This is a genomic window from Streptomyces sp. CNH189, from assembly GCF_000527195.1.
Genome location: NZ_AZUS01000004.1, coordinates 198,805 through 211,049 on the forward strand (window position 1 = coordinate 198,805; position 12,245 = coordinate 211,049).

Consider the following 12,245-nt stretch of genomic DNA (forward strand, 5'->3'; position numbering starts at 1 on the left):
CCGCCCCAATCGCTAGGAACCTCACGATGGTTGCTTTTCTCCGGCTCGCGCTGCGCCGCGTCGCGATGATGCCGGTGATGATTCTCGGCATCGCCCTGCTGGTCTTCGTCGTCCTGCAGTTCTCGCCGGCCGACCCCGCCTACAACGCGCTCGGGGACAGCGCGAGTCCCGAGGCGCGTGCCGCGTTCGCCGAGGAACACGGTCTCAACGACCCGCTGCCCGTCCGGTACTTCGCCTTCCTCGGCGATCTGGTGCAGGGCGACCTCGGCGTCACCGTGGCACCCAGCCAGCCGGTCGCCGACCGGATCGCCAACGCGTTCCCGCTCACCCTCCAGCTGACGCTGCTCGGCCTCACGCTGGCCATCGTGCTGGCCCTGGTCCTCGGCGTCACCAGCGCCGTGTACCGCGACCGCTGGCCCGACCAGGTCTTCCGGGTGCTGTCGATGATCGGCATCGCCCTGCCCTCGTTCTGGATCGGTGTCCTCCTCATCCAGCAGTTCGCGCTGAACATGCCGGTCTTCCCGACCGGCGGCTACGTCAATCCGGCCGACTCCTTCACCGGCTGGCTGGAGAGCCTCACCCTGCCCGCCGTCGCCCTCGCCCTGCCGGTCGCCTCCTCGCTGGCCCGGCTGATCCGCACCTCGATGGTCGCCGAACTCGACCGGGACTACGTGCGCACCGCCCGCGGCAGCGGCCTGCCCCCGTTCATGATCATCCGGTCGGTGCTGCGCAACTCCCTGATCACCCCGCTGACCGTGCTCGGCGTCAAGGTGGGCTACATGCTCAGCGGCGCCGTCGTCATCGAGGCGATCTTCGACCTGCCCGGCATGGGCAAGCTGATCCTGGAAGGCGTCAACGGGGGCGACGTGGGGCTGGTCCAGGGCACCGTGCTGACCATCGCCGTCGCGTTCCTCGTGGTCAACGTCGTCGTCGACCTGCTCTACCTGCTCGTCAACCCGCGCATCAGGACGGTGTGATGTTCGCTCCACGCTCCCTCGCCGAGCGGCTCCGGCCCGGCACCCGCCTGCGCCGCCTGCCCGTGCCCTCCCGGATCGCCCTCGCGGTCCTCCTCGTCGTCGTGCTGGGCGCCGTCTTCGCACCGCTGCTCACCCAGGATCCGCTCGCCACCGGCACCCCGGCCCTGCCGCCGGGCGCCGACCACTGGTTCGGCACCGACCGGGCCGGCCGCGACGTGTTCGCCCGCGTCGTGCACGGCGCCCGCTACTCCCTGGTCATCGGGTTCGGCGCGACCCTCCTCGCGCTGGCCATCGGCTCGTCCCTGGGCGCCCTGGCGGCCACCTCGCGCAAGTTCGCCGACGAGTCGGTGATGCGCACGCTGGACGTCGTCATGTCGTTCCCGCCGATCGCGCTGGCCGCCGTGCTCGTGGCCGTGTTCGGGGCCAGCGTCCCGGTCATCATCTTCACCATCGCCTTCGTCTACTCCCCCTCGCTCGCCCGGGTCGTCCGGGCCAACGTGCTGGAGCAGTACGGCGAGGACTACGTCGCCGCGGAGCAGGTCATCGGCGCCCGCCGCCACTACATCGTGGCCCGGCACGTCGCCGTCAACTGCGCGGCGCCGGTGCTGGTGTTCGCGACCGTCATGGTGGCCGACTCGATCATCTTCGAGGCCAGCCTGTCCTTCATCGGCGCGGGCGTGCAGGACCCCGACCCCAGCTGGGGCAGCGTGCTGGCCTACGGCCGGCAGATCCTGCTCTCCGGCGGCTGGTGGGCGACCCTCTTCCCGGGCCTGTGCCTGCTGATCACGGTGCTCGCGCTGAACGTCCTGTCCGAGGGCATGACGGACGCCGCCGCCTCCCCGGACAAGGCCCGCGCCGACGGCGGCGACACCGTCGAGAAGATCGCCGCCGCCGAGCCGGCCGCGGACCGGACCGCCGCCGACGCGGCGCTCACCGAGCTCGCCACCCGGATCGAGGCCACGGAACCCGCCGTGCCGCCGCTGGCCGAGGACGCCGCCGACCTGCTCGTCGTACGCGACCTGTCGATCCGCTTCCCCGACCGCTACGGCGACATCCCCGTCGTCGACGGCATCTCCTTCACCGTCCGCGAGGGCGAGACGCTGGGACTGGTCGGCGAGTCGGGCTGCGGCAAGTCGATCACCAGCCTGGCCGTCATGGGCCTGCTGGCGCGCAACGCCGTGGCGACCGGCGAGATCCTCTACCGGGGCCGTGACCTGCTGAAGCTGTCGCCCCGGGAGCGGCGCGCCCTCATGGGCCCGGAGATCGCGATGGTCTACCAGGACGCCATGTCGTCGCTGAACCCGTCGGTGCTGATCGGCACCCAGCTCAAGCGGCTCACCTCCCGGGGCGGCACCCGCACCCCGGCCGAACTGCTCGAACTGGTCGGCCTGTCCCCCGAGCGCACCCTGCGCAGCTACCCGCACGAGCTCTCCGGCGGCCAGCGCCAGCGCGTGCTCATCGCGATGGCGCTCTCCCGCAGCCCGCGGCTGCTCATCGCCGACGAGCCGACCACCGCGCTCGACGTGACCGTGCAGGCCCAGGTGGTCGAGCTGCTGGTGAGACTGCGCGACGAGCTCGGCTTCGCCATGGTGCTGGTCTCGCACGACCTCGCCCTGGTCGGCGACCTCGCGCACCGGGTCGCGGTCATGTACGCCGGGCAGGTCGCGGAGGCCGGTGACACCCGCTCCCTGCTCACCGACCCGGCGCACCACTACAGCCGGGGCCTGCTGGGCTCCGTCGTCTCGCTGGAGGCGGGGGCCGAGCGGCTGCACCAGATCCGCGGGGTCGTGCCCGCCCCGAAGGCGTTCGGCGCGGGCTGCCGGTTCGCCTCGCGCTGCACCGCCGCCACCGAGCTGTGCGCCACCACCCCGCCGCCCGCCGCCGACCGCGGCGACTCCCCCGACCACCTGTTCGCCTGCCATCACCCGGCGCCCGTGCGCCCGTCGGCCAAGTCGCTGGAGGGTGCCCGATGACCGCCCCCGAGGAAACCATGACGGAGCCGCTGGTCCGGCTCGACGGCATCCATGTCCGGCACAAGGCGCGCAGCGGAGGCATCCTGCGCCGGGACGCCGTGCACGCCCTGACCGACGCCTCCCTGGAGGTGCGGCGCGGCGAGATCCTCGGCCTGGTCGGCGAGTCGGGCTGCGGCAAGTCCACCCTGGCCCGGGTGGTCACCGGGCTCCAGCGCCCGACCGAGGGTCAGGTGTACTTCAAGGGCCAGGACCTGTGGACGATGCCCGCGGCGGAACGCCGGAACCATTTCGGGTCGAGTGTCGGGGTCGTCTTCCAGGACCCGTCCACCGCCCTGAACCCGCGCCTGCCGGTACGGCGGATCCTGCGTGACCCGCTGGACGTGCACGCCCGGGGCACCCGCGCCGAGCGTGAGCGGCGCGTCGAGGAGCTGCTTGACCTGGTGGGCCTGCCCGGGCACACCCTGGGCGCGCTGCCCGGCCAGCTGTCCGGCGGGCAGCGTCAGCGGGTGGCGATCGCCCGCGCGCTGGCGCTGGAGCCGGAGCTGATCGTCGCGGACGAGCCGACCAGCGCCCTGGACGTGTCGGTGCGCGCGCAGATCCTCAACCTCCTGGTGGACCTGCGTGCCCGGCTCGGCCTGGCGATGGTCTTCATCTCCCACGACGTGCAGACCGTGCGGTACCTGGCCGACCGGATCGCGGTGCTGTACCTGGGCCGTGTGGTGGAGGAGGGCCGGTCCGCGCAGGTCACGGGCGACTCCCGGCACCCGTACACCGAGGCGCTGCTGTCGGCCACGCCCAGCCTGCTGGAGCGTCCGGAGCGGATCGTGCTGCACGGTCCGGTGCCCTCGGCGACGAACCCGCCGTCCGGCTGCCCGTTCCGCACCCGCTGCTGGAAGGCGGACGACGCCTGCGCCACCGTGTTCCCGGCCGCCTCCGACGGCCCGGACGGCCACCGCTGGCACTGCGTCCACCCGCAGCCCGCCGCCGGGTCCGACACGGTTCCGGCTGCCCGCGCCGTGTGACCGCCCGCGCCGGCGGGGCCGGGATCCGTCCCGCCCCCGCCGGCTTCGGCTTCGGCACCGGCACCGGCGGCGGCTCCGGCGGCGGGGAACGGGGGAACATCTCCCTTTCCGCCGGTGTTGGCGCCCAGGGGTACAGGAAAGGCGGAGTCGTGCACGGTGAGTACAAGGTTCCCGGCGGCAAGCTCGTCGTCGTGGACGTCGACGTGGAGGACGGCGCGCTGCGTCACGTACGCGTGGCGGGCGACTTCTTCCTCGAACCCGACGAGGCGCTGGACGCCGTGAACGGCGCCCTGGAGGGCGCCCCGGCCGACACCGACGCCGCCGGTCTCGCCGCGCGGATCGAGGCCGCCCTGCCCGAGGGCACCGTGATGTACGGGCTGACCTCGGAGGGCGTCGGCATCGCGGTGCGCCGCGCCCTCGCGCACGCCACCGACTGGACCGACTACGACTGGCAGCTCGTCCACGAGGGCCCGCAGCCGCCCGCGCTGCACATGGCTCTCGACGAGGTGCTGACCGCCGAGGTCGCCGCAGGCAGGCGGCCCCCGACGCTGCGGGTGTGGGAGTGGGCCTCCCCCGCGGTGATCATCGGCAGCTTCCAGTCGCTGCGCAACGAGGTGGACGCGGACGGCGCCCGCCGGCACGGCGTCGACGTGGTGCGCCGCATCTCCGGCGGCGGGGCGATGTTCGTGGAGCCCGGCAACACCATCACCTACTCCCTGTCGGTGCCGGAGGCGCTCGTGCAGGGCCTGTCCTTCCAGGACAGCTACGCCTATCTCGACGACTGGGTGCTCGGCGCGCTCGGCGACATGGGCATCAAGGCCTGGTACCAGCCGCTGAACGACATCGCCACCGACCAGGGCAAGATCGCCGGCGCCGCACAGAAGCGGATCGTGGGCCCGGGCGGCGGACCCGGCGCGGTGCTGCACCACGTGACGATGGCGTACGACATCGACGCGGACAAGATGCTCGAGGTGCTGCGCATCGGCAAGGAGAAGCTGTCGGACAAGGGCACGAAGAGCGCGAAGAAGCGGGTGGACCCGCTGCGCCGGCAGACCGGTCTGGCGCGCGAGGCGGTCATCGGACGGATGGTCGACTCCTTCCGTGCCCGGTACGGCCTGACGGAGGGCAAGGTGACGGACGAGGAGCTGTCGCGCGCGCGGGAACTCGCGCGGACGAAGTTCACCTCGCCGGAGTGGGTCGCCCGGGTGCCCTGACGCTCAAATCCCCCTATTCGCAGAGGAACAACGGCAACCGGCCGCCGTCGCGGGGCCACCCCGTCACCGCGCGCCTACGGAGCGAGTTGAGCCCTTCCGCACCGTGACGATGCGTGTGACACTGGCGTCCCGTCCGCTGTGCGGGCCCCCTCCGCACCGTCCCCCACGAGAAGTGCGCCGTGCGTTCCTTTCCTCTGCCGATCGCCCTGACCGCCCGTCTGTCCCCGGTGGTCGTCCTCGCCGCGGCCGGATGGGCGCTGTCCTCCGGCCCGCTGGCCCCGCCCGAGGCGCCCGAGAAGAAGCCGACCGGGAAGACGGCGGCCCAGTCCCCGGCCGCCCCGTCCGAGACGCGGGCGGTGAAGACGTACGCCGCGGCGCCCGCGCCGTGCACCGCCCTGAGCGCCAAGACCGTCAAGTCCCTTGTGCCGGGCGCCAAGACGGCCGGCAAGGAGATACCGTCCACGGACTCCGGGCTGCGCCGCACCTGCTCGTGGAACGCGCTCAAGGGCTACGAGTACCGCTGGCTCGACGTGTCGTTCGAGGTGCTGGACTCCGACGAGGCGGCGGAGCAGTCGTACGGCGGGCGGCTGGAGGAGAAGAGCGGCGGGGGCGCGGTGCCGGGGGTCGGCGACGCGGCGTACTCGGTCGTGAACCTCGCCACCGAGGACAAGCAGCAGACGCGTGAGGGCGTCGTGGTGGCCCGCTCCGCCAACGCGCTGGTGATCGTCACGTACAACGGCAGCGACTTCGAGTCGAAGAAGGCGCCGGGTACGGAGGAGATCAACAAGGGCGCGATCAAGGCCGCCAAGGAGGCGGTGGCCGCGCTGGCGAAGGCGCGAGGCTGATCCGGAACCAATGGTTCCGTGACATCTGTCACAGGCCGTTCCCGATCTGTCCGGGTCGCTTAGTAGACGCCACGGCGGCGACATGGGGGACTTGTCCGTCTTGGCCGGACAGCGGACCGGGCCCGTGCGGGCGGTGGTCCGGCCGGGATCCGCGGCACCCCGGTTCGTCGCCGCATGCGGCTTCCTGACGCGACGGCAGACGGTCCGCCCGGCCCCGTCCGGGCGGGTCGGCACGCTCCCCCGCCCGTCGCAAGGCCCTCACGGATCTACGAAAACGAATAGTGGAAGAGCCCTTTGCGCCCCGAGCCGGGCCGTCCCAAGAATGACCAGCCTCCGCACACCCAGGGGTGAGGTCACGTATGGGAATCCATCGCCATCACAAGAAGTACCGGCGGACGGTCGTCACCGCGGTCGCCGTCGGCGCCATAGGCATACCCTCGGTCGCCATGGCCTGTACCGACTGGCCGGACGGCGGGCAGCGGGAGGACCGCACGACCGCGGTGCCGTCCGCCGGCGAGGACCGCTGGGACGGGCCCGGCTGGTACGGCCGCTGGCGCAGCCAGCACGAGGGCGACCCCACGCCGGTGGCGTCGGACTCGCCGAGCGCCTCCGCGAGCCCGTCGAAGGACGCCCGCGCGAAGCACGGCGGGAAGCCCTCGCACAAGCCGAAGAACACGCACACGCCGACGAAGAAGACCACGAAGCCGGCCTCCGCGGCCCCCTCCACCACCACCTCGGCCGTCCCGAGGCCCACCACGGCGGCCCCGAAGCCGTCGACGGCGGCTCCCGCGCCCACCACCCCCGCCCCGGCGCCGACGACCGCCGCCCCGAAGCCGACCGCCACCGCCTCCGGTGCCGTCGCCCGGGTCGTGGAACTGGTCAACGCCGAGCGTGCCGAGGCCGGCTGCTCCCCGGTGACGGCCAACGCCACCCTGAACACGGCCGCGCAGCGGCACAGCGAGGACATGGCGTCGACCGGAACCATGTCGCACACCGGCTCGGACGGGTCCGACCCCGGTGCCCGCATCACCCGCGCCGGCTACACCTGGAGCACCTACGGCGAGAACGTCGCCTACGGCTACTCCACGCCCGAGCAGGTGATGCAGGGCTGGATGACCAGCCCCGGTCACAAGGCGAACATCCTCAACTGCTCGTTCAAGGAGATCGGCGTCGGCCTGTCCGGCACCTACTGGACGCAGGACTTCGGCACGGCCCGCTGACCCCGCCGAGGCACCGCGGGGACGCGGCGGCGGGTGCTCACACCCGCCGCCGCGTGCCCGCCATCAGCGCGACGTACACGACGAGCGAGGCCGCGAGGCCGACCGCCCACCCGTAGTCGGCGAGCGGCTTCAGGAACGGGATGATCCCGTCCTCGGGGAAGGGCCCCTTGCCGGGCGCCGAGTGGGAGCCGCCCACCGCGAGCACCCCGCCGACGGCGAAGGCCACGACGGCGTGCAGGTTCCAGCCGGAGGTGTACCAGTAGCGTCCGCCCGGCGTGTACAGGTCGGGCAGGTCCAGCACGGTGCGGCGCACGATCCAGTAGTCGGCGATGAGGATGCCGGCGACCGTGCCGAGCAGCCCGCCGACCAGGCCGAGCCAGGTGAAGATGTACAGCTCCGGTGTCTCGGTGAGCTTCCACGGCATGATGACCACGCCGACGACACCGGTGATCAGCGCGCCGGTGCGGAAGCTGATGAGGCGCGGCGCCAGGTTCGCCAGGTCGTACGCCGGTGACACCACGTTCGCGGCGATGTTCACGGAGATCGTGGCGATGAGCACGGTGATCAGCGCGAAGAGCAGTCCGAAGACGTTGTCGGTCTTGGCGGCCAGCTCCACCGGGTCCCAGATGGCGGCGCCGTAGACGGCCTGCGAGCCCGAGGTCACGAACACCGACAGCAGCGCGAACAGCGTCATCGTGGTGGGCAGTCCGAGCGTCTGCCCCCAGACCTGGGCGCGCTGCCCCGCGCCGAAGCGGGTGAAGTCGGGGATGTTGAGGCTGAGGGTCGACCAGAAGGCGATCATGCCCATCAGGGACGGGAAGAACACCGGCCAGAAGTCGGCGCCCCAGCCCAGCTTCGAGGGCTGGTCGAGCAGCGGACCGAGACCGCCGGCCTTGTTCGCGACCCACACCAGCAGCACCAGCGCGCCCACGACGACGAACGGCGCGGCCCAGTTCTCGAACCGCCGCAGGGTCTCCATCCCCCGGTAGATGATGGCCAGTTCGAGCACCCAGAACAGCACGAAGCACACCCACAGCGTCCACGGCTGGCCGCCCACCTCCGACGCCTCGGCCCAGCCGCCGAACAGCTTGCCGAGCAGGACGAAGATGCCCTGGCCGCCGATCCAGGTCTGAATGCCGAACCAGGCGCAGGCGACCCCCGCCCGGATGAGGGCGGGCAGGTTGGCGCCGCGCAGCCCGAAGGAGGCACGGGCCAGCACCGGGAACGGGATGCCGTACTTGGGGCCGGCGTGCCCGGTCAGCAGCATCGGCGCGAGCACGATGACGTTGGCCAGCGCGATGGTGAAGACGGCTTGCTTCCAGTCCATGCCGAGTGCGACCAGCCCGGACGCCAGCAGCCAGGACGGGATGTTGTGCGCCATCCCCACCCACAGGGCGGTGAAGTTGTACGTGGTCCAGCGGCGCCGGGCCAGCGGGACGGGCAGCAGGTCGTCGTTGACGAAGCGGGCGTCGGTGAGGGCGGTGCCCGGCGGGAGCTCGACGCGCCCCGCCGGGTCGGGTATCGGATTCTCGGACGGCGCCGGCGGAACGGTCGCGGTCATGGGCGTGCCTTTCGCAGTGGTACCGGTTCAGTCGCTGAGTGCCGGGATGATCTCCGCGGCGTACGCGTCGATCGTCGTTTCCTGCGCGTCGTGCATGTCGTACACCGCGAACTGGTCCACGCCCAGGTCGCGCAGTGCCCGCAGCTTCTCGATGTGCGCCTCGGGCGGGCCGAGGAGGCAGAAGCGGTCCACGATCTCGTCGGGCACGAAGTCCGTGGACGGGTTGCCGGCCCGTCCGTGGTGGCTGTAGTCGTAGCCCTGTCGGCCCTTGACGTAGTCGGTCAGCGCCTCGGGGACCATGCCGGAGTGGTCGCCGTAGCGGGAGACGAGGTCGGCGACGTGGTTGCCGACCATCCCGCCGAACCAGCGGCACTGCTCCCGGGCGTGCGCGAGGTCGTCGCCGACGTACGCGGGAGCGGCGACGCAGATGGTGACCGAGTCCGGGTCGCGGCCCGCCTCGGCGGCGGCGTCGCGTACGGACTTGACCATCCACTCGGTGAGGAAGGGGTCGGCGAGTTGGAGGATGAAGCCGTCGGCCTTGCGGCCGGTGAGGGCGAGTGCCTTGGGGCCGTAGGCGGCCATCCAGACCGGCAGTTTCCCGTCGCGCACCCACGGCAGCCGCATCGGCCGGCCGTCCACCTCGGCCTCGCGTCCCTCGGCGAGGTCGCGGATCACGTCGATCGCCTCGCCGAGCCGGGCCAGGGTGTTGGGCTTGCGTCCGGCGACGCGCATCGCCGAGTCGCCGCGGCCGATGCCGCAGACGGTGCGGTTGCCGTACATGTCGTTGAGCGTGGCGAAGGTGGAGGCGGTGACCTCCCAGGTGCGGGTGCCCGGGTTGGTGACCATCGGGCCGACCTTGAGGGTCGTGGTGTTCGCCAGGATCTGGCTGTAGACGACGAAGGGTTCCTGCCACAGCACGGCCGAGTCGAAGGTCCACCCGTGGGTGAACCCGTTGCGCTCGGCGCGCTTCATCAGGCTGATGACCCGCGAGGCCGGCGGGTCGGTCTGCAGGACGAGGCCGAAGTCCATGCGCTCCGCTCCTAGGTGAGGTACTGACAGGTGGAACGCGGGGTGTAGACGCCGTGTCCGGCGTGTCCGGTGTACTCCCGGTCGGTGACGACGGGGACCCCGCGCGAGAACACGGTCTCGACGCGGCCGGTGACCCGCTTGCCCTCGTAGGCCGAGTAGTCGACGTTCATGTGGTGGGTGTCGGCGGACATGACCTGCTCGGCCGCCGGGTCGTAGATCACGACGTCGGCGTCGGCGCCGGGCGCGATCGTGCCCTTCTTCGGGTACAGGCCGAACATCCGGGCCGGGGTGGCGCAGGCGATCTCGATCCAGCGGCGTCGGGTGAGGTGCCCTTCGAGGACCGCCTGGTGCAGCAGGTCCATGCGGTTCTCCACGCCGGGCAGTCCGTTGGGGATCTTGGAGAAGTCGCCGCGGCCGAGCTCCTTCTGCCCGGTGAAGCAGAACGGGCAGTGGTCGGTGGAGACCACCTGGAGGTCGTTGGTGCGCAGGCCCCGCCACAGCGCGGCCTGGTGCTCCCTGGGGCGCAGGGGCGTGCTGCACACGTACTTGGCGCCCTCGAAGTCCGGCTCGGCGAGGTTGTCGGTGGACAGGAACAGGTACTGCGGGCAGGTCTCGCCGAAGACGTTCAGGCCCTGGTCACGGGCCCGGGCGAGTTCGGCGACCGCCTCGGTGGCGGAGACGTGTACGACGTACAGCGGGGCGCCGGCGACCTGCGCGAGCCGGATGGCGCGGTGGGTGGCCTCGGCCTCCAGGAGGGCCTTGCGCACCTCGCCGTGGAAGCGGGGGTCGGTCTCGCCGCGGGCGAGGGCCTGCTCGACGAGGACGTCGATGGCGATGCCGTTCTCGGCGTGCATCATGATCAGGCCGCCGTTGTCGGCGGAGCGCTGCATGGCGCGGAGGATCTGGCCGTCGTCGGAGTAGAAGACGCCGGGGTAGGCCATGAACTGTTTGAACGAGGTGACGCCCTCCTCCACGAGGAGGTCCATCTCCTTGAGCGTCTCGTCGTTCACGTCCGAGACGATCATGTGGAAGGCGTAGTCGATCGCGCAGTTGCCCTCCGCCTTGGCGTGCCAGGCGTCCAGGCCCTCGCGCAGGCCGTGGCCGACGCTCTGCACGGCGAAGTCGACGATCGTGGTGGTGCCGCCCCAGGCGGCGGCCCGGGTGCCGGTCTCGAAGGTGTCGGAGGCGAAGGTGCCGCCGAACGGCAGCTCCATGTGGGTGTGCGCGTCGACCCCGCCCGGGATCACGTACTTGCCGGCGGCGTCGACGGTCCGCTCGGCGGTGAACGCCTCGGCGGCGGGGGTGCCGGAGGCGGCGAGGGCCGCGATGCGGCCGTCTTCCATGAGGACGTCTGCGTGTAGTTCGTCGGAGGCGGTGATGACCAGACCGCCGCGGATCACGGTGCGGGTGCTCATGTCCGGGTCGCTCCTCGATGTGGGTGCGTGCGGGTTGTTCGTGGCTTGTCGCGCCCGCGCGGCGCCGGCCGCGGATCGAATGCAGCCCCGCGCCCCTTCAGGGAGTCGTCAGGGGGCCGTAGGCGCCCGGGGCGCGGTCGCGGTAGAACTGCCAGCGGTCGCGGACCTCGCGGAGTTTGGCCAGGTCCAGGTCGCGCACGACCAGTTCGGTCTCCTTGTCGCTGGCGACCTCGCCCACGAAGCGGGCCTCCGGGTCGACGAAGTAGCTCGTGCCGTAGAAGTCGTTGTCTCCGTACTCCTCGACGCCCACCCGGTTGATGGCGCCGACGAAGTACTCGTTGGCGACGGCCGCCGCCGGCTGTTCCAGCTGCCAGAGGTAGCCGGACAGGCCCCGGGAGGTGGCCGACGGGTTGAAGACGACCTCCGCGCCCGCGAGTCCGAGCGCGCGCCAGCCCTCCGGGAAGTGACGGTCGTAGCAGATGTAGACGCCGATCCGGCCGGCCTGCGTGTCGAAGACGGGCCAGCCGCTGTTGCCCGGGCGGAAGTAGAACTTCTCCCAGAACCCCTTGACCTGCGGGATGTGCGTCTTGCGGTACTTGCCGAGGTAGCTGCCGTCCGCGTCGATCACGGCGGCCGTGTTGTAGAGGACGCCGGGCTGCTCCTCCTCGTACATCGGCAGCACCAGGACGAGGCCCAGCTCCCGGGCGAGGCGCCGGAACCGCTCGACGACCGGACCGTCCGGGACGCGTTCGGCGTACTCGTAGAAGGCGGGGTCCTGCACCTGGCAGAAGTACGGTCCGTAGAACAGCTCCTGGAAGCACAGCACATGAGCGCCCTGCGCGGCCGCGTCGCGGGCGGCCTGCTCGTGGACCTGGATCATCGATTCCTTGTCGCCCGTCCAGGCGGTCTGGAAGACGGCGGCTCGGATCACTCGGCTCATCGGGACCTCCGGTCGCTCGGTGTGCAGTGAGCCTAGGAAGCGGACGAGC

10 protein-coding genes are annotated in these 12,245 nt (G+C 71.7%); 6 read left to right on the plus strand and 4 right to left on the minus strand.

The window, feature by feature from the left end:
• Positions 1 to 26 precede the first annotated feature (26 nt).
• From B100_RS0107940 to B100_RS0107965, 6 genes are all read left to right on the plus strand, one after another.
• Positions 27 to 977 (plus strand): ABC transporter permease, encoded by a 951-nt coding sequence (locus B100_RS0107940; RefSeq protein ID WP_024883908.1) that lies wholly within the window; start codon positions 27 to 29, stop codon positions 975 to 977.
• Positions 977 to 2,950, plus strand: a complete 1,974-nt coding sequence (locus B100_RS0107945; protein ID WP_024883909.1) for a dipeptide/oligopeptide/nickel ABC transporter permease/ATP-binding protein — start codon at positions 977 to 979, stop codon at positions 2,948 to 2,950. The genes B100_RS0107940 and B100_RS0107945 overlap by 1 nt, the downstream gene beginning before the upstream one ends.
• Complete coding sequence (locus tag B100_RS0107950; protein WP_486585602.1) at positions 2,947 to 3,972, plus strand: oligopeptide/dipeptide ABC transporter ATP-binding protein; 1,026 nt, start codon at positions 2,947 to 2,949, stop codon at positions 3,970 to 3,972. The genes B100_RS0107945 and B100_RS0107950 overlap by 4 nt, the downstream gene beginning before the upstream one ends.
• Positions 3,973 to 4,121: 149 nt before the next feature.
• Complete coding sequence (lplAB, locus tag B100_RS0107955; RefSeq protein ID WP_024883911.1) at positions 4,122 to 5,186, plus strand: lipoate-protein ligase LplAB; 1,065 nt, start codon at positions 4,122 to 4,124, stop codon at positions 5,184 to 5,186.
• A gap of 179 nt (positions 5,187 to 5,365) precedes the next feature.
• Positions 5,366 to 6,031 carry a hypothetical protein gene (locus B100_RS0107960; protein WP_024883912.1) on the plus strand — a complete coding sequence of 222 codons (666 nt, stop codon included), beginning with the start codon at positions 5,366 to 5,368 and terminating at the stop codon, positions 6,029 to 6,031.
• 359 nt (positions 6,032 to 6,390) lie between these two features.
• The gene (locus B100_RS0107965) at positions 6,391 to 7,251 is read left to right on the plus strand and encodes a CAP domain-containing protein (protein WP_024883913.1); all 861 of its coding nucleotides are present in this window, start codon (positions 6,391 to 6,393) and stop codon (positions 7,249 to 7,251) included.
• 37 nt (positions 7,252 to 7,288) lie between these two features.
• Here B100_RS0107965 and B100_RS0107970 read toward each other — a convergent pair whose 3' ends face one another.
• From B100_RS0107970 to B100_RS0107985, 4 genes are all read right to left on the minus strand, one after another.
• On the minus strand, positions 7,289 to 8,812 hold the full coding sequence (locus B100_RS0107970; RefSeq protein WP_024883914.1) for an NCS1 family nucleobase:cation symporter-1: 1,524 nt from the start codon (positions 8,810 to 8,812) through the stop codon (positions 7,289 to 7,291).
• 27 nt (positions 8,813 to 8,839) lie between these two features.
• A complete protein-coding gene (locus tag B100_RS0107975; RefSeq protein ID WP_024883915.1) occupies positions 8,840 to 9,841 on the minus strand; it encodes a TIGR03842 family LLM class F420-dependent oxidoreductase in 1,002 nt (333 codons plus the stop codon).
• 11 nt (positions 9,842 to 9,852) lie between these two features.
• Entirely contained in the window at positions 9,853 to 11,256 is a 1,404-nt protein-coding gene (gene hydA, locus B100_RS0107980) for a dihydropyrimidinase (protein ID WP_024883916.1), read from the minus strand.
• A gap of 97 nt (positions 11,257 to 11,353) precedes the next feature.
• Entirely contained in the window at positions 11,354 to 12,196 is an 843-nt protein-coding gene (locus B100_RS0107985; protein WP_024883917.1) for a nitrilase-related carbon-nitrogen hydrolase, read from the minus strand.
• Positions 12,197 to 12,245 lie beyond the last annotated feature (49 nt).

Excerpts from the sequence above, each read along its gene's own strand:
- B100_RS0107965 (WP_024883913.1), top strand. The coding sequence starts at position 6,391 with ATGGGAATCCATCGCCATCACAAGAAGTACCGGCGGACGGTCGTCACC.
- B100_RS0107945 (WP_024883909.1), top strand. The coding sequence starts at position 977 with ATGTTCGCTCCACGCTCCCTCGCCGAGCGGCTCCGGCCCGGCACCCGC.
- B100_RS0107985 (WP_024883917.1), bottom strand. The coding sequence starts at position 12,196 with ATGAGCCGAGTGATCCGAGCCGCCGTCTTCCAGACCGCCTGGACGGGC.
- B100_RS0107970 (WP_024883914.1), bottom strand. The coding sequence starts at position 8,812 with ATGACCGCGACCGTTCCGCCGGCGCCGTCCGAGAATCCGATACCCGAC.
- B100_RS0107975 (WP_024883915.1), bottom strand. The coding sequence starts at position 9,841 with ATGGACTTCGGCCTCGTCCTGCAGACCGACCCGCCGGCCTCGCGGGTC.
- B100_RS0107940 (WP_024883908.1), top strand. The coding sequence starts at position 27 with ATGGTTGCTTTTCTCCGGCTCGCGCTGCGCCGCGTCGCGATGATGCCG.
- B100_RS0107950 (WP_486585602.1), top strand. The coding sequence starts at position 2,947 with ATGACCGCCCCCGAGGAAACCATGACGGAGCCGCTGGTCCGGCTCGAC.
- hydA (WP_024883916.1), bottom strand. The coding sequence starts at position 11,256 with ATGAGCACCCGCACCGTGATCCGCGGCGGTCTGGTCATCACCGCCTCC.